The 16651-nt window shown below is 70.8% G+C and carries 16 protein-coding genes; 4 read left to right on the plus strand and 12 right to left on the minus strand.

From position 1 onward, the window contains the following. Positions 1 to 2: 2 nt before the first annotated feature. The 4 genes from ribH to rpe form a co-directional block, all read right to left on the minus strand. A complete protein-coding gene (gene ribH / locus EIZ44_RS22255; RefSeq protein ID WP_037814621.1) occupies positions 3 to 509 on the minus strand; it encodes a 6,7-dimethyl-8-ribityllumazine synthase in 507 nt (168 codons plus the stop codon). Beyond that, the gene (locus EIZ44_RS22260; protein WP_037814620.1) at positions 506 to 1837 is read right to left on the minus strand and encodes a bifunctional 3,4-dihydroxy-2-butanone-4-phosphate synthase/GTP cyclohydrolase II; all 1332 of its coding nucleotides are present in this window, start codon (positions 1835 to 1837) and stop codon (positions 506 to 508) included. Before EIZ44_RS22260 ends, ribH begins: the two co-directional genes overlap by 4 nt. A 33-nt stretch (positions 1838 to 1870) precedes the next feature. Continuing rightward, positions 1871 to 2476 carry a riboflavin synthase gene (locus EIZ44_RS22265; RefSeq protein ID WP_037814618.1) on the minus strand — a complete coding sequence of 202 codons (606 nt, stop codon included), beginning with the start codon at positions 2474 to 2476 and terminating at the stop codon, positions 1871 to 1873. 84 nt (positions 2477 to 2560) lie between these two features. Next, the gene (gene rpe / locus EIZ44_RS22270) at positions 2561 to 3244 is read right to left on the minus strand and encodes a ribulose-phosphate 3-epimerase (RefSeq protein ID WP_037814617.1); all 684 of its coding nucleotides are present in this window, start codon (positions 3242 to 3244) and stop codon (positions 2561 to 2563) included. Between the two features lie 169 nt (positions 3245 to 3413). Here rpe and phoA point away from each other — a divergent pair, with 169 nt between their 5' ends. Further along, positions 3414 to 4817 carry an alkaline phosphatase gene (gene phoA, locus EIZ44_RS22275; protein ID WP_134730940.1) on the plus strand — a complete coding sequence of 468 codons (1404 nt, stop codon included), beginning with the start codon at positions 3414 to 3416 and terminating at the stop codon, positions 4815 to 4817. A 64-nt stretch (positions 4818 to 4881) separates the two neighbouring features. Here phoA and EIZ44_RS22280 read toward each other — a convergent pair whose 3' ends face one another. The 3 genes from EIZ44_RS22280 to fmt are packed head-to-tail and all read right to left on the minus strand — an operon-like array spanning position 4882 to position 7732. Further along, on the minus strand, positions 4882 to 5388 hold the full coding sequence (locus EIZ44_RS22280) for a flavoprotein (protein WP_037814614.1): 507 nt from the start codon (positions 5386 to 5388) through the stop codon (positions 4882 to 4884). Beyond that, positions 5385 to 6809: an RsmB/NOP family class I SAM-dependent RNA methyltransferase gene (locus EIZ44_RS22285; RefSeq protein ID WP_134730942.1), complete on the minus strand. Its 1425-nt coding sequence runs from the start codon at positions 6807 to 6809 to the stop codon at positions 5385 to 5387. The genes EIZ44_RS22280 and EIZ44_RS22285 overlap by 4 nt, the downstream gene beginning before the upstream one ends. Continuing rightward, complete coding sequence (gene fmt / locus EIZ44_RS22290; RefSeq protein WP_134730944.1) at positions 6806 to 7732, minus strand: methionyl-tRNA formyltransferase; 927 nt, start codon at positions 7730 to 7732, stop codon at positions 6806 to 6808. The genes EIZ44_RS22285 and fmt overlap by 4 nt, the downstream gene beginning before the upstream one ends. 125 nt (positions 7733 to 7857) lie before the next feature. Here fmt and EIZ44_RS22295 point away from each other — a divergent pair, with 125 nt between their 5' ends. Further along, positions 7858 to 8316 carry a GatB/YqeY domain-containing protein gene (locus EIZ44_RS22295; RefSeq protein WP_134730946.1) on the plus strand — a complete coding sequence of 153 codons (459 nt, stop codon included), beginning with the start codon at positions 7858 to 7860 and terminating at the stop codon, positions 8314 to 8316. Positions 8317 to 9042: 726 nt separating this feature from the next. On the opposite strand, the gene EIZ44_RS45610 is transcribed toward EIZ44_RS22295, so the two are convergent. The 3 genes from EIZ44_RS45610 to EIZ44_RS22315 form a co-directional block, all read right to left on the minus strand. Continuing rightward, positions 9043 to 9327 (minus strand): hypothetical protein, encoded by a 285-nt coding sequence (locus tag EIZ44_RS45610; RefSeq protein WP_199817737.1) that lies wholly within the window; start codon positions 9325 to 9327, stop codon positions 9043 to 9045. Positions 9328 to 9447: 120 nt separating this feature from the next. Next, a complete protein-coding gene (locus EIZ44_RS22310) occupies positions 9448 to 10110 on the minus strand; it encodes a Crp/Fnr family transcriptional regulator (RefSeq protein WP_037814608.1) in 663 nt (220 codons plus the stop codon). Between the two features lie 33 nt (positions 10111 to 10143). Beyond that, on the minus strand, positions 10144 to 10764 hold the full coding sequence (locus EIZ44_RS22315; RefSeq protein ID WP_037814607.1) for a hypothetical protein: 621 nt from the start codon (positions 10762 to 10764) through the stop codon (positions 10144 to 10146). Between the two features lie 253 nt (positions 10765 to 11017). Between EIZ44_RS22315 and EIZ44_RS22320 the strand changes: the two genes are divergently transcribed. Continuing rightward, on the plus strand, positions 11018 to 12085 hold the full coding sequence (locus EIZ44_RS22320) for a helix-turn-helix domain-containing protein (protein WP_134730950.1): 1068 nt from the start codon (positions 11018 to 11020) through the stop codon (positions 12083 to 12085). Beyond that, complete coding sequence (locus EIZ44_RS22325; RefSeq protein ID WP_134730952.1) at positions 12082 to 13239, plus strand: hypothetical protein; 1158 nt, start codon at positions 12082 to 12084, stop codon at positions 13237 to 13239. The genes EIZ44_RS22320 and EIZ44_RS22325 overlap by 4 nt, the downstream gene beginning before the upstream one ends. A gap of 4 nt (positions 13240 to 13243) precedes the next feature. Here EIZ44_RS22325 and EIZ44_RS22330 read toward each other — a convergent pair whose 3' ends face one another. After that, the gene (locus tag EIZ44_RS22330; RefSeq protein ID WP_134730954.1) at positions 13244 to 13789 is read right to left on the minus strand and encodes a GNAT family N-acetyltransferase; all 546 of its coding nucleotides are present in this window, start codon (positions 13787 to 13789) and stop codon (positions 13244 to 13246) included. A 437-nt stretch (positions 13790 to 14226) separates the two neighbouring features. After that, positions 14227 to 16329 carry a primosomal protein N' gene (locus EIZ44_RS22335; RefSeq protein WP_037814603.1) on the minus strand — a complete coding sequence of 701 codons (2103 nt, stop codon included), beginning with the start codon at positions 16327 to 16329 and terminating at the stop codon, positions 14227 to 14229. Positions 16330 to 16651 lie beyond the last annotated feature (322 nt).

Consider the following 16651-nt stretch of genomic DNA (forward strand, 5'->3'; position numbering starts at 1 on the left):
GCTCACACGAATCCCCGCTCGGTCCACGGCTTGCCGAGACCGCGCAGCACGTGCGCGGTGTCGAGCGCCGCCACGGCCGCCTCGTAGCCTTTGTCCTCCACGGAGCCGGGCATGCCGGAGCGGTCCAGCGCCTGCTGCTCGGTGTCGCAGGTCAGCACGCCGTTGCCGACCGGGGTGCTCTCGTCGAGCGCGACCCGGGTCAAACCGGCGGTGACCGCGTCGCACACGTACTCGAAGTGCGGGGTGCCGCCGCGAATCACGACGCCCAGCGCGACGACCGCGTCGTGGTTGCGCGCGAGCGCCTGCGCCGCGACCGGAAGCTCCACCGCGCCCGCCACCCGGATGACCGTGGGCTCTTCCTCGAGCCCGGCGTCCTTCGCCGCGGCGAGCGCGCGCTCCAGCAGCACGTCGGTGATCTTCGCGTTCCACCGCGTCGCGACGACCGCCAGCCGCAGGGACTTGCAGTCGCGCAGGTCGAGCGCGGCTTCCGGCCGCCCCTCGCCGCTCATCGCGTGGTGTCCTCCTCGGTGCCCGGGTCGGACGCGCCGACCTGGTCGTAGTGCTCGAGCTGGCTGAGGTCGTGCCCCATCCGGTCGCGCTTGGTGCGCAGGTACCGCAGGTTTTCCGGGTTCGGCGAGATCGGCAGCGCGACCCGCCCGGTGACGCGCAGGCCGTAGCCCTCGAGGCCAACCCGCTTCGCCGGGTTGTTCGTGAGCAGCCGCATCGACCGGACGCCGAGGTCGCACAGGATCTGCGCGCCGGTGCCATAGTCGCGCGCGTCCGCCGGGACGCCCAGCGCCAGGTTCGCGTCGACGGTGTCCGCGCCCGCGTCCTGCAGCTGGTACGCCTGCAGCTTGTGCAGCAGGCCGATGCCGCGGCCCTCGTGCCCGCGGATGTACAGCACGACCCCGCGGCCCTCGTCGGCCACCTTCTGCAGCGCGGCGTCCAGCTGCGGGCCGCAGTCGCAGCGCAGCGAGCCGAACACGTCGCCGGTGAGGCATTCGGAGTGCACCCGGACCAGGATGTCCTCGCCGTCGCCGATCTCGCCGTACACGAAGGCGACGTGCTCGATCCCGTCGAGCAGGCTGTCGTACCCGACCGCGCGGAACTCCCCCGCGGCCAGCGGGATCCGCGCCTCGGCGACGCGCTCGACCTGCTTCTCGGTGCGCCGCCGGTAAGCGATGAGGTCCGCGATGGAGATGATCTTGAGGTCGTGGTCGGCGGCGAACACTTCCAGCTCGTCGCGCCGGGCCATGTCGCCCTCGTCCTTCTGCGACACGATCTCGCAGAGCGCGCCCGCCGGGTGCAGACCGGCCAGCCGGGCCAGGTCGACCGCCGCTTCAGTGTGACCGGGCCGGCGCAGCACGCCGCCTTCCTTGGCGCGCAGCGGCACCACGTGCCCGGGTCGGCGGAAGTCCTTCGCGGTGGCTTCGGGGTCGGCCAGCAGCCGGGTGGTGTGCGCGCGGTCGGTGCCGGAGATGCCGGTGCTGATGCCCTCCGCCGCGTCGACCGTGACGCTGTACGCGGTGCCGCGCTGGTCCTGGTTCGTGTGGTACATCGGCGGCAGGTCGAGCCGGTCCGCCTCGGATTCGGTCAGCGCGACGCACACGTAGCCCGAGGTGTAGCGCACCATGAAGGCGAGCAGCTCCGGCGTCGCCTTCTCGGCGGCGAAGATGAGGTCGCCCTCGTTCTCGCGGTCCTCGTCGTCCACGACGACCACCGCACGCCCGGCGGCGATGTCCGCGATCGCCGCCTCGATGGCGTCCACGTCGACCGCCGCGCCTGCTCCGCACGGGGTCCATCCGGTCTGCGGCTCGGCCGCCTTCGTCTCGCTCACGGGTGCTCCTTCGCTGCCGCCGCCGGGTGGATGTCACACATTGTGCGCGTTCGCCGCCACGTGTGGCGCAGTGAGCTTCTCCACGTACTTCGCGACGACGTCCACTTCGAGGTTCACGTGGTCACCTTCCTGCCGCCTGCCGAGGGTCGTCACCTCGAGCGTGGTGGGGATCAGCGCGACCGAAAACCGGTCCTCGGAGATGCTCGCGACGGTGAGCGAAACGCCGTCGACGGCGATCGAACCCTTCTCCACGACGTACCGCGACAAGGCCGGGGGCAGGGAGAACGTCGTCACGCCGCGCTCGTCGCGGGAGACGAAGACGCCGGTGCCGTCCACGTGGCCCTGCATGATGTGCCCGCCGAGCCGTCCGCCCGCCGGGGTCGCGCGCTCGAGGTTCACCGCGTCGCCGACGGCCACCTTCGCGAGGCTCGAACGCTGGAGTGTTTCGTTCACCACATCGACGGTGAACTCGCCGCCGGAGACCGTGACGACGGTCAGGCAGACGCCGCTGACCGCGATCGAATCGCCGTGGCCCGCGTCCGAGGTGACCAGCGGGCCGCGGACGGTGAGCCGAGCCGCGTCGGTGAACTGCTCGACCGCGGTGACCTCGCCGACCTCTTCGACAATTCCCGTGAACACTGCTGCCTCCTCGCCCGGCCGCCGTCTTCGGCGACCCCTCCATCCAACACCCGCCCGGCCCCGGGAGCTTCCCCGGCCGGAACGTCAGCCGACGCGGAGGCGGGCGGCCTGTTCGCGCAGCGCGGCGACGGCGCGACCCGGGTCCTCGGCCCCGTAGACGGCCGAGCCCGCGACGAAGCAGTCGACGCCCGCTTCGGCGGCCTGTTCGATGGTGTCGGAGTTGATCCCGCCGTCGATCTCGACGACCAGCTTGAGGTGCCCGGTGTCGACCAGCCGGCGCGCGGTGCGCACCTTGTCGAGCACGTCGGCGATGAACGACTGCCCGCCGAAGCCCGGTTCGACCGACATGACGAGCAGCGTGTCGTAGTGCTTGAGGGTTTCCAGGTGCGGTTCGAGCGGCGTGCCCGGCTTGATCGACAGCCCGGCCTTCGCGCCCGCGGCACGCAGGTTCTTCGCCAGCATGACCGGGTCCGCGGCGGCTTCCACGTGCACCGTGACGTTGTACGCGCCGGCCTCGGCGTAGCCGATCGCCCAGCGGTCCGGGTCGTCGATCATCAGGTGGCAGTCGATGGGGACGTCGGTGGACTTGAGGATCGACTGGACCACCGGCAGGCCGAGGGTCAGGTTGGGCACGAAGTGCGCGTCCATGACGTCCACGTGCACCCAGTCGGCCCGGGTCTCCCCGGGGCGCGCGACGGCCGCGATCTCCTCGCCGAGCTTGGCGAAGTCGGCGGACAGGATGCTGGGTGCGATGAGAGGTGAAGCCACGACCCGAGTGTAAAAGGACCCGGTTCCGGCCTGTTCACCGGCCGTGACCGCACCGGAGTTCGCTTTACGGACATCCGGCGCTCATCCGGATTCTCCGCGTCGAACACATCGTCGAGCACTAATGGGTCACGTCCGGAAGTTCCGGACGAGAGGCACTTCGAGGAGAACCATGAGAACGGTCTTGGCAGGCCGCCGCAAGTGGCTGGCCGCGGGCGCGCTCGGCGTCGCGATGGTCGCCGCCGCCCCGGTCGCGATCGCCGCGCAGGGCAACCAGGACGACCAGGGCGCGCGGGCCGCTTCGGCCGGTGCGGGCGACCGCACGCAGGAGATCCGCCAGGCGATCCAGGGCGGGCACGCGCGCAACGTCATCCTGTTCATCGGCGACGGCATGGGCCAGTCCGAGATCACCTCGGCGCGCAACTACGAGCGCGGTGCGGCCGGGCGGCTCGCGATGGACGAATTCCCGCTGACCGGCGACTACACCACGTACGCGGTCGAGAAGGGCAACCCGGCGAAGCCGGACTACGTCACCGACTCCGCGGCGTCGGGCACCGGCTGGGCGACCGGCACGAAGACCTACAACGGCGCGATTTCCGTGGACGCCTACGGCAACCCGGTCCCGACGCTGCTCGAACTCGCCAAGCGCAGCGGCCTGCGCACCGGCGACGTGACCACCGCCGAGGTCCAGGACGCGACCCCGGCCGTGCTCGGCGCGCACGTCGTCGACCGTGACTGCAAGGGCCCGGACGAGACGACCAAGAAGTGCGCGCGGAACGCCAAGGAGAACGGCGGCGCGGGCTCGATCTCCGAGCAGCTCGTGCAGACCCGCCCGGATGTGCTCCTCGGCGGCGGCGCGAAGTACTTCGACCAGAAGGCGACCGCCGGGCAGTTCAAGGGCAAGCCGGTGCTGGAGCAAGCCAAGGCCGCCGGGTACACCGTGGTCAACACCGCTGACGACCTCGCCAAGGCGCGTCCCGGCAAGCCGCTGCTCGGGCTGTTCGCGCCGGGCAACCTGCCGGTGAACTGGACCGGCCCGAAGGCGACGCAGGGCGGCACCGCACCGACCCGCTGCACCGCGAACCCGGCGCTGCCGAAGACTCAGCCGAAGCTGGTGGCGCAGACGCAGAAGGCGTTGCAGCTGCTGGAAGACCGCCGCAGCAACAAGGGATTTTTCCTCCAGGTGGAGGGTGCGTCGATCGACAAGCAGGACCACGCGGCCGACCCGTGCGGGCAGATCGGCGAGACGATCGACTTCGACGCCGCTGTCGCCGCCGGGCTCGCGTATGCGCGCAGCCACACCGACACGCTGGTTGTGGTGACCGCGGACCACGGGCACACCAGCCAGATCGTGTCCAACGACGCCAAGACGCCTGGGCAGACTGCCACGCTGATCACCAATGAGGGCGTGAACATGACCCTCAACTACGGCACCGCGCTGCCGGGTTCCTCGATGGAGCACACCGGCACGCAGGTCCGGATCGCGGCTTACGGGCCGCAGGCGGCGAACGTCGTCGGGCTGACCAACCAGACCGACCTGTTCGGCACCGTGAAGCGCGCTCTTCGCCTCCGCTGAGCCTGAAGTCCGTGAAGGGCTCCTTGAGGGAATCTGATTCCCTCAAGGAGTCCTTCACGGCTTTTCACGCAGGAGAGGGCAGCAGATCGAGCGCTTCCGACCAGGGTCGGCGCGGGTCGAGCCGGTGCAGCCGGACGCCCGCCTCGGCCAACGTGTCCAGATGCCGCCGCCAAGCCGGATGGTGCTCCCGGGTCGGCTGGATCTGGTAGGCCACGACGATCGTGATCCCTGGCGCGCCAAGGACATCGCCGAGCAACGTGAGCGCCTGGTTGTCCGCGATCCCCAGCGCCAGCTTCGCCACCGAGTTCGCCGAAGCGGGCGCGAAAAGGAACACCTTCGGATCCGGATGCGGACGCGGCTCGCCGGGAAGGCGGGACGTGCTGCGCACCGGAAGATCCGTCGTGGCTTCGAGTTCGCCCAGCCCGCCGGTCGCTTTCAGCCAGCCCCAGGCGGTCGGCGTGAGGGTGACGGCCAGCCGCCAGCCTCGGGCTACCGCTGGTTTCGCCAGCTCGTCGGTGAACCGGGTGTCCAGTCCGCCGCACGAGCTGGCGACCAAACCCAGATCTGTCACGGCTTGCGCAGCACCGCGCAGAACATCGCGTCGGTGCCGTGTCGGTGGGGCCACAGCTGGACGTACGGGCCGTCGCCGAGTTGCGGGACGTCCGGGAAGAACTCGCGGGCGTCGACGATCTCGGACTTGGTCCGGCGGGCGGTTTCGCCTACCACGCCTTCGGTTTCGGCCAGATGCGGCGAACACACGACGTACGTGACGATGCCGCCCGGACGCACCAGGTCCAGCGCCGCCATCAGGAGTTCGCCTTGCAGTTTGGTGAGGTCCGCGACGTCCGACGGCTTGCGGCGCCACCGGGCTTCCGGGCGTCGGCGGAGCGCGCCAAGACCGCTGCACGGGGCGTCGACCAGGATCCGGTCGTAACCCGGTTCGAGGCCGGATTCACGACCGTCGGCGACGTGCACGGTGACCGGCAGGCCCTCGGTCGCGTTCTCGATCAGCCGGGCCCGGTGCGGGGCCTTCTCGACGGCGTCCACGTGCGCACCGCTGATCTTGGCCAGCGCGCCGAGCAGCGCCGCTTTGCCGCCGGGGCCCGCGCACAGGTCCAGCCAGCGCTCGTCGGAGCCTTCCAGCGGGGCCTTGGTGACGGCGATGGCGCACAGCTGGCTGCCTTCGTCCTGCACCGCGGCGAGGCGCTCGCGCACCGGTTCCGCGTCGGCCGGATCGCCCGCGCCGGCGGGCAGGTGGACGCCGTAGGGCGAGTACGGCGCGGGGTCGCCGCCGGTGATGGCGGCCAGTTCGTCGGCGCTGATCTCGCCGGGACGCGCGACCAGGTGCACCTCGGGGCGGGCGTCGTCCGCTTCGAGGGCGGCTTTCAGCTCAGCGCCCTTGTCCCCCAACGCTTCCGCGAACGACCGGGCGACCCAGCGCGGGTGCGCGGTGCGGAGCGCGTACGCGCCGATCGGGTCGGTGGCCTCGTCCGGCGTCAGTTCGTCGAGCCACTGCGTCTCGTCCTTCGCGGACACCGCGCGCAGGATGGCGTTCGTGAATCCCGTTGCCCACGAACCGGCTTCGGCGCGCACCAGGTCCACAGTGGACCCGACAGCGGCGTGCTCCGGGATCCGGGTGCGCAGCAGCTGGTAGACGCCGAGCCGCAGCGCGTCGAGCACCACCGGGTCGGTCTTCTCGATCGGCCGGTCGGCGCACGCGGCGATCACCGCGTCGAGCAGGCCCTGCGCACGAGAGGCGCCGTAGGTCAGTTCGGTGGCCAGCGCGGCGTCGCGGCCGGTCACGCGACGTTCCCGCAGCAGCTGCGGGAGGACGAGGTTGGCGTACGCGTCCTTCTCGCGGACGGCGCGCAGCACGTCGAACGCGACCTGGCGGGCCGGGTCGATCTCCGGCGGACGCCGCGGTCCCTGTTTGCGCGGAGCCGGACGGCCCCGCTGCGGCCGCGACGGCCGCCGTTCTCCACGCTCGTTCACTGGAGGCGCTCTCCTTCGTCGATCCTCGTGCCGCGCGCCCAGTCGGTGGCCGCCATCCGTTTCTTCCCGGCCGCCTGGACCTCGCCAAGCCGCACCGGTTTCGTCGCCGTGCCCACGAGCACGCGCTTGCGCTCGACCACCAGCTCGCCCGGCCGCGGACCGGGTTCGTCGAGCACGGTGACCGGCCCCAGCTTGAACCGCTCGCCGCGGAACTCCGCCCACGCGCCGGGATCCGGCGTGACCGAACGGATGTGCCGGTCGACCGCGGAAGCCGGGTCGGCGAACGACACGCGCGCGTCCTCGACGGTCACCTTCGGCGCGTAGCTCATGCCCTCGCCCGGCTGCTCGACCGCGCGGAGCGTGCCGTCCTCGATGCCGTCCACGGTGGACACCAGCAGATGCGCCCCGGACTCGGCGAGCCTGCCGAGCAGCGCACCGGACGTGTCGTCCGGGCCGATCGGCTCGGTCACCACGCCGAACACCGGCCCGGCGTCGAGCTCCTTCACGATCCGGAAGGTGGACGCGCCGGTCATCTCGTCCCCGGCCCGGATCGCCGCCTGGACCGGTGCCGCGCCGCGCCACGCGGGCAGCAGCGAAAAATGCAGGTTGACCCAGCCGTGCGCGGGAATGTCGAGCGCGGACTGCGGCAGCAACGCCCCGTACGCGACGACCGGGCAGACGTCCGGCTCCAGCTCGCGCAACCGGGCGAGAAACGCCGGGTCGCCGGCGCGCGCGGGCGTGAGCACCTCGATGCCGTGCTCGTCGGCGAGCGTGCCCACCGGGGACCGCAGCACCTTGCGCCCGCGCCCGGCCTGGGCGTCCGGCCGCGTGACGACCGCGACGACCTCGTGCCGCTCAGACTCGATCAGCGCGCGCAACGACGGCACGGCAGGCTCCGGGGTGCCGGCGAAAACGAGACGCATCACCGCACCTCCGGAAGGGAAAAGGGGATTTCAGGCTGGTCGGACATCGGAAGCGAGTCTAGAAGACCCCTGCATCGACGGCGCGGCGCGGGCAGCCAGCCGCGGCGGGCGCCAGGATCGGGTATATGACCACGCTGAAGGCGACCCTGCACGACGACCTGACGACCGCGATCAAGGCCCGAGACCAGCTGCGCTCGGCAACGCTGCGGCTGACCCTCTCGGCGATCGGCTACGAAGAAACCGCAGGCGACACCGCCCGCGAACTCTCGGACGACGAGGTACAAAAGATCATCACCCGAGAGGTGAAGAAACGCCGCGACGCCGCCGAAGCCTTCGAGAAGGCAGGCCGAGCGGAATCAGCGGAACGCGAACGAGCCGAAGCAGAGGTCCTCACCGCCTACCTGCCCGCCCAACTCTCGGACGACGAGCTGCGCACCTTGGTCACCGAGGCAGTGACGGAAACCGGTGCCTCCGGAATGGCCGGAATGGGCGCCGTGATGAAGGCCGTACAGCCGAAGATCGCAGGCCGCGCCGAAGGCTCCCGCGTCGCCGCAGAGGTGAAACGCCAACTCGCCAACAGCTGACCCCGACTGCGCCCCCTCCCGGCCCGCACTTCGCCGGCCCGCTGTCCGTGAGGGCCACCCTGAGGAACTCTGATTCCGTCAGGGTTCCCCTCACGACCCACCGCCGCCGGAACACGCCCCAATGTGGCATTGGGTGCGTCAGACGCACCGAACGCCACATTGGGTGCGTCCCACGCACCCAATGCCACATTGGGGCGCTATCCCACCCACCAACCGCAGCCGACGCACCCACGCATCGAGCACCCAGCCCCACCCGCAGCCGGTGCACCCAACGGTCGAGGCACCCAGCCCCTGTACCGCAGCTGGTGCACCCAACCATCGAGGCACCCAGCCCCTCCCCCGCACCCCGATACGAAGCTCCCCTGCGGTTCGGGGGTGCTTGTCAAGGCATCTTTCCCGCCTTGACAAGCACCCCCGAACCGTCAGCACAATCAAGCTTCGGGGTGCCCCACGCAACCACTCAAAGCGATGTCGCCGCCAGGCGACGAGCCGAGCCAACTCACTTAGAAGCAGCCATAGCCACCGCAGTAATAGTCGCCAACCCCCCAACCCCAGCCGCCCCCACAACCAACCCGGCCACAGCCGCAACCGAAGCAGCCAACCGCACCGCCAGCCCGGCAACCCACCGCAGCACCCGAACCACCGCGATCAACACAACCAGCGCCAGCACCAAAACCCCAGCCGACACCCCTTGCCCCCCGCTCTCCGCAGCAGCCAGCACGGCACTCATAACCGCACCTCTATCCGCGGTTCGGCCAAACTCTCCCGCCCGAATTCGCGCACGTTCTCGTACGCCCGCCTGCGCATCTCCTCACGCGCCCGCACCCGCCGCCGTTCCGAGCCCAGCTGCCACACCCACCGCCAGCCGATGACCGTCGCGACGACGGAACCGGCGAGGGTCACCAGGAAGGCCTGCCCGACGAGACCGTGGAGCGATTCGAGGCTCAGCAACACCAGCAGCGCCCACACCTGAGCGACGGTGAACGGGATGACCAGAGCTGCCGCGTACACCCCCCGACGCCAGCGAACCGGCTGAGGAGCGGGAAGAAACGGTTCCATGACTGCCTCCCTCGGTGGTGTGCTTCCAGAAAACCCCGGCGGCGCCGGGAAATCTGTGTCAGCTGACACGTTTCAGCGGGCGAGCCTCCGCAGTTCCGCGAGCCGGTGAACGGTCACCTTGCCGCGCGCGGTGCTGATCACCCCCTGGCGGCGGAGTTCCCGTGTCACCCGTGCCCACGATTCGCGCGAAATCGCTGCTGTCATAGCGAGTTCTGCTTGCGTTCCGGGCACCGCGACTTCGATATCCGTACCTCGCCGCACGCCGTGCTGAACCGCCAGCTGCATCAACTGCGCGGCGACGCGGCGGGTGGCCGTCCCGCCGCCGATGTCGAGCCATTGCCGTCCGACGTCGCGCATCCGGTCCGCCAGAACTTGCAGCAGCGCCCAGGAAATCGCCGCCTCGCGCCGGCACAGCGCGACGAACCGCGCGGCGGGCACGACCAGGACGTCCAGTTCGTCGAGCGCTTGCACTGTCGCCGACCTCCGTCCGCCGTCGATCACGGCGAGTTCGCCGATCACGTCGCCCGCGCCGCGGACGCCGATCACGACCTCGCGCCCGTCCGGCGTCGCGTTGGTGATCCGGACGTGCCCGGCAAGGAGGAGAAGCACCACCGAGGCCCGCTCGCCTTCGCGGCAGAGAACGTCCCCGCGCCGGTAAGCCTTGCGGACGGACAGCTCTTCGAACTTCGCGCGCTCCGCGGCGCCCAGCGCCGGCCAGAACCCGATCGTTTCCACGGCGGTCCCCCTCCTCGTCGTCGGCCGGACCGGTCAGGCGATCAGTCCCGCTCCCGGCCGGACGGCGTCGGTGGTGCGGACCCAGCCGCGGGTCCGCTGCCCGCCGACGCGCACGCGGAAGGCGTGTGCGAAGGAGCTGCGGTCGATCCCGGCGTAGCCGTGCCGGACGACCGAGCGGTGGATCGCGTTCGAGACGACGAGCGCGAGCGGCCCCGAGGAGCTGCGCAGCCTGCGTCTCAGATCAGGGGCGTCGAGGAGACGGCAGGCGATGTCGATGTCCTCGCCGTACGGCCCGTGCGCGTCGTAGTGCACCTCGCCGGCGTGCACCGAAACACGCAGCCGGAAGGCCAGTTCGGGCTCCTGGTCGCCGTGCCGGGCGAGCAGGTCGGCGAGCGCGGGCACCACGCGGGCGAGCAGGACCGTCTTCGGCACCTCGTCGACCGGCCGGACGAGGCACAGCGCCCCGTCGCCCCGGTCCACGAACGGATCCCGGAACTGCTCCGTGATGCCGCCGGCCCGGAACGCCTCGTCGAGCAGGGCGAACAGAACCGAACGGAGCCCGGCCCGAGCCGGGTTCGTACGGGTGGTCGACCCTTCGATGTCGACGACCACGATGGCTCGGTGTACTGGTGCCGGTACTGCTGAGGTGTCCATGACCGCCCCCTTATTTCAGGAAGCTACTGAAATCTAGTAGACTTTCACAGCAGCTACTATAAGGGTGGGCCCGTACTGAAACAATGGTGTCGCGCACACGACATCTTCGATTCAGGTGCGGGTCAAGTCCGAGATAGGCAACCCCTGAACCCTCGCCGACACTCGACCCCGGCCCGTCCGGCCACTCCGGCTTCCCGGGTGTAGAATCCCCGCCATTCACGCCTGACTGAACTTCACTGAAGGGTCTGAAGTCGTGTCTCAGCCCAACCCCGCGCTCGCCGCTCGCCTGCGTACTCTGCGCAAGGAGAGCTGGTCCGACGTGGTGCTCACCCAGAAGCAGCTCGCCGAGGCCTTCGGCGTGAGCACCGGCCTGCTGTCGTCGTGGGAGAACGTGGCGAAACCGGTGACGCCCCCGCCGCACCGCCTCGAGGCGTACGCGACCTTCTTCGCCACCCGCCGTTCGGTGCAGGGCCCCCAGCTTCATCTCCTGGACACCGAAAACCTGACGGACGACGAGCACACCGTCCGCAAAGAACTGCTCGCGGAGCTGCAGGCGCTGCGCGGCGACCTCGACGACCCGCCGGCCCAGCCGGTGTTCGCCCCGTCGAGCCTGTGGCACTTCCCGCCGAACCAGGACATCGTCATCGTCTGCGCGCAGCTGCCGGAGAAGTACCGGATCGCCTACACCGACCCGTCCAGCCCGGACTACGTGAACCTCTACACCTACGCCGACCCGGACGCGCTGCTGGAGCTCTACGGCCACATCCGCGCGTGCAACCCGGCCAGCAACGTCACCTTCCGCACCACCGACCAGAACACGACGCTGTCGGCGGACGAGTACACCGCGCACCTGGTGCTGCTCGGCGGCGTCGACTGGAACCCGCAGACCCGCGCGCTGCTCGACCGGGTCGACGTGCCGGTCCGCCAGATCAGCCGCAAGGGCGACGAGGACCAGCTGGACACCGGGTTCGAAGTGACCCGCCCGGACGGCAGCACCCAGAGGTTCAGCGCCAAACTGCGCGACGGCATCCTGCTCGAGGACGTCGCGCACTTCTACCACGGCGTCAGCCCGCTCAACCGCAAGCGCACCGTGACCGTGTGCAACGGAATGTACGGCCGCGGCACCCTCGGGGCCGTACGAGCGCTGACCGACCGCCGTTTCCGCGACCGCAACCAGGCCTACCTCGACCAGCGCTTCGCGGGCGCGGATTCCTTCAGCATCATCAGCCGGGTCCCGGTCTTCGACAACCAGGGGCTCACCCCTGACTGGACCCTGCCCGAAAACCGGCTGCACGAGTGGCCAGAATCGAGCCTCACATGACCGCGACCGTCGCAGCGCCGGCGCAGCACACGACGCATCAGCGGCTGCTGCACCACGTCGCCGCCGAAGACGCGCCGCAGGCCAGGCTGGACGCGATCGTCGTGCCCAACGGCCGCCCCGCCGCCTATCTCAAGGACGCGTTCCGCGCCGCCCGCGAAGCCGACGCCACGCTTCTGCTGCTGTGCAGCAAGAACGCGCGCGCGACCGACGCGGTGCTCGCCGGGAAGCGCGCCGGGGTGCGAGTCCGCGCGATCGACACCGACGAGGCCGCCGGTCTCGGCGCCGTCCCGCCGTTCGCGACGAGCAAGCTGCTGCAGGCGAAGCGCCTGCTGCGCCGCACTGACACGAGCTTCAAGCGCAACCTCGGCGTGCTCGTCGCCGACCTGGCGGGCTGGCAGCGCATCCTCTTCCTCGACGACGACATCCGGCTGTTCCCGCACAAAGACATCCCGCTCCTTCGCCCGAGCAACCTGCGCGCCGCCGCGGGTCTGCTCGACCAGTACGCGGCAGCGGGCCTGGCCAACGTCGGCATGCCGGACAACTCCGTGGTGTGCCACGCCTACCGCGAGTCCGGCGGAAAACAGGACACGTTCGTCGGCGGCGGCGCGCTGGCCGTCGGACGCGCCGCGTTCTCGTCGTTCTTCCCGGACATCTACAACGAGGACTGGTTTTTTCTCCTCACCGCGACCGGATTGCGCGCCACGGCGATCACCAGCTTCGCCTACCAGCACGACTACGACCCCTTTCGCGACACGGTGCGCGCCCGGTCGGAGGAACTGGGCGACACGCTCGCCGAGGGCATCTACGGCCTGCTGGACAACGGTCTCGGCATCGCCGGCGCGGACGTCGCGTACTGGGCGGACTTCCTGGGAAGCCGCCGGGCGTTCATCCGCACCACGCTGCAGCAGGTCCAGGACGCGCCTTACCTGACCGGCGCGTACGAGAACCGGATGGTCGCCGCGCTGAAGGCCGCGCTCGGCCGCAGCCTGCTGATCGAGCCGGACCTGTGCGTCCGGTACCTGCGCGCTTGGCAACGGGACCGGGACACGTGGGAAACGCATCTGCTGTCGTTGCGCGCACGCCACGGCGCGCCGGGCGATCCGGACGCCGCGTTCGACACGCTGGGGATCGCGGAGATCGTGCACAAGTCCTGAAGGTTCAGCGTTCGCCGCAGCCGCGGGTGGCGAGCGGCGCGGGACGGTCGTCCGGCAGCCGCTTCACCAGCACGTGGCAGCGTTCGGCTTCGAGAATCGTGCGCCCGTCCGGCGAAACGCGCTCGGCGTAGCAGACGACCGTGCCGTGACCCCAGTCGTGATAGCCGAGGCGGCGGTACAGCCTCGCGGCGCGCGTGTTGTCCGTGCGGACCGCGAGCGCGCCGAGCGCGTGACCGTGGCCGACCAAGTAATCCTCGACTGCGCGCACGAGAGCCGCGCCGATGCCGCGGTTGCGCGCGTCCGGGGCGACCTCCAGATGGTTCAGGAGCGGAACGCCCGGCAGGTGGCCGCGGATCGGCGGCTCCTCGGCGTCCTCGAGCCAGAGATACACGGCGCCGACCGGCCGCGCGGAGCACCACGCGGCGAACAGGACGCCGAGTCCCTTCGCCTGCCGGGTGAACCGGTCCTCGAAAAACCCCTGGTCGCCGAGGATCCCCGCCAGCGCCGCGAGGTCCGCCTGCTCAGCCGGCCGGATCGAGACCTCGCCCATCAACGCCGACTCCTGTCCGCGGGACCGGGGCACGCGAGCGGCAGGCCCGGGCCGCGGTCCTGATCTTGGCCGCCCGGCCTCAAGGGTAAGTGCGCGCCTGGGCACCGCGAAGACGGCGAATGCCGCAGCGCGGTCCTGCGAACGGAGCAACGGGCCGCCCTGCGCCGCCGCGCCCCTCCCCCGGTTTCCACGTCCCCAATACACCCCAGGACGCCCCGATTCAAACGGAAACCGGGCGGTAGTGCGGAAAACCGCTTCCGGTGGTGGGTTTGGCGCGCAAATGAACGGTCGGGCGGACGGGGGTCAGCGGATCCAGTCGTGTTGGCGGGTCTGTGCGGCGGTGGGAGGACCGCTGCCTGGCCGCCCCGCGCCTCGATCAGGACCAGCCGATCCAGCCGTGCTCGCAGCGGAACAACCGCTTCCCCGCCGCACGGCGCCTAGATCAGGTCCAGCGGATCCAGCTGCACCCGCACCGGTTCGACGGCTTTCCGGGCGTCCCGGCGGGCCACCGCGTCGCGCACCACTGTCGCCAGGGCGCGGCCGTCCGGGCGGGCCACCCGTACCAGTGCCCGTTCGCGTTCCGCGTTGCCCTCGTCGTCGTAGTCGCCCAGCGGGACCGGGCCCAGGACCTCGCCGCTGTCCGGCAGCGGGAGGTCGTCGAGCACGCTCGCCACCGCAGCCGGGCTTCCCTCGACGCTCGCCATCCGCATCGCGGGCGGGAAACCCAGTTCCCGGCGCTGTTCCAATTCCTGGCTCGCATGCCAGCCCGGATCCCAGCGCACCAGCGCCTGCACCACCGCCAGCCCCGCCTCCGCGCCGACGATTACCCGGCCCCCGCCCGACGCGGGGCGCACCAGCGCGCCGGCGGCCATCCAGCGGCGAAGGGTTTCTTCCGCGGCACGCAGATCCTGGCGTCCGAGCAACGCCCAGCCGTCCAGCAGCAGCGCCGCGCCGTAACCGCCTTCGGCGACCGGCTCCGCGCCCGGCGTGCAGACCACCAGCGCCGGGCGGCCCGGGACGGTCGCGAGGACTTCGGTCGCGCCGGAAGTCCGGACCGGAACCCCGGGAAAAGCCCGGCCCAGTTCTTCGGCGGTGCGTTTCGCGCCGACCACCACGGCCCGCAACCGGACGGAACCGCAAGCAGGACAACGGAAAGCGGTCTCCGGGACGCCGCACCACCGGCACGCGGGCGGGCGCGGAGCACCGTCCGCCGACCCGCCGGGCAACGCCAGCGGACCGGCGCAGCGACGGCAGTGGGCGGGCGTCCGGCATTGGCCGCACGACAATCCGGGAACGTAACCGCGGCGCGGAACCTGGACCAAAGCCGGCAAACCGGCGGCGAAAGCTTGGCGCGCGGCTTCGAACGCGACCGCGGGCAGCCGGGCGACCCGGGCGGCTTCGTCGCGCGCTACGTCGAAGTCCTCGCCGACCGGGGTCACGCGCGGGGCGGCGGCGCGGAGTTCGGCGCGATCGGCCTGGATCTGTTGCGCCCAGCCGGATTCCACCAGCAGCTGCGCCTCGGCGGTCCGGGCGAATCCGCCGACCAGGAACGCCGATTTCGTGGCATGCGCCCGATCCATCAGCACATCCCGCACGTGCGGGTACGGGGCATGCGGATCCAGATGCAGATCGTCGCCGTCGTCCCACACGACGAACAGACCGGGATCGGCGACGGGCGCGAACATCGCCGCGCGAGTGCCGACCACCACGCGAACCGCGCCGCGCAGCACGGAAAGCCAGCGACGGTACCGTTCCGCCGGGCCCAGCCCGGCGATCAGCGCGGCGACGCCCTGCTCCCCCACCAGTTCGATGCACGCCTCGTGGACCCGGGTGAGGTCGCGGTGGTCCGGGACTACCAGGACCGCCCCCCTGCCTTGAGCTGCCGCGGTGGCCGCCGCTTCGGCGAGGCGGCGCGGCCAGTCTTCGCCGGGGAGGGCCTGCCAGACCGCGTTCGCTTGACGGGATTCGGCGATCGCTTCCAGGAACGCTTCGCCGCGTTGGTAACGGGACCAGGCGGAGACGTCCGGGGCCTCGGGTTTCGGGGCCGGTTCCGCGGGCGGCTCGCTTTCGGTCTTCGCGTGGCGTGGCGGCAGGGCCAGGCGCAGGACGTCGGAAAGGGTTCCGGCGTAGCGGTCGGCTACCGAGCGGCAGACGGCGTGCAGCGACGGCGGGAGGACGGGTTCGCTCGAGGTGACTCGCTCCAGGTAGGCGAGTTTCCGTTCGTACTCCGTCGTGTCGGTGCGTTCGATGAGGTAGCCGTCGACCAGCTGGCCCGCGAAGCGCACCCGGACCCGGCAGCCGGGGACTGCGGATTCGTGCAGTTTTTCCGGGACCTGGTAGTCGAAGGTGCGGTCGAGGTGGGCCAGCGGGATGTCTACGGCGATCTTCGCGACGGGGAGTTCGGGGGCCGGGGTTTGCTGGCCTTTTCGGGATCGGGTCGGTTTGCGGGCGGGCTTTTTCGCCGGGGTGGCCTTCGGCTCCGGGGCGGAGCGCGGAGGCTCCGGGAGGTCCCATAGGGGGGTGGGTTCGGAGCTGGTCACTTGGAGATCTCTACCAGACTGGTCCGACAGTGCGGCGGGGAGATTCCCCTTCGGGGGAGGGTGCGGCGGGGCACCCCGAAGCCTGATTGTGCTGACGGTTCGGGGGTGCTTGTCAAGGCGGGAAAGATGCCTTGACAAGCACCCCCGAACCGCAGGGAGGCTTCGTATCGGGGCGCAGGGCGGGGGCTGGGTGCCTCGATAGCGGGTGCACCGGCTGCGGGTGGGGTTCGGTGCTCGATGCGTTGGGTGCGCTGGCTGCGGTGGGGGCGAGGTGGGAGTTTGCGCCCCAATGGGGTTGTTTCATCGTGGTTGTGGCTGGTGG

It is taken from the genome of Amycolatopsis nivea (assembly GCF_004522235.1).
Taxonomy (GTDB): Bacteria; Actinomycetota; Actinomycetes; order Mycobacteriales; family Pseudonocardiaceae; genus Amycolatopsis; species Amycolatopsis nivea.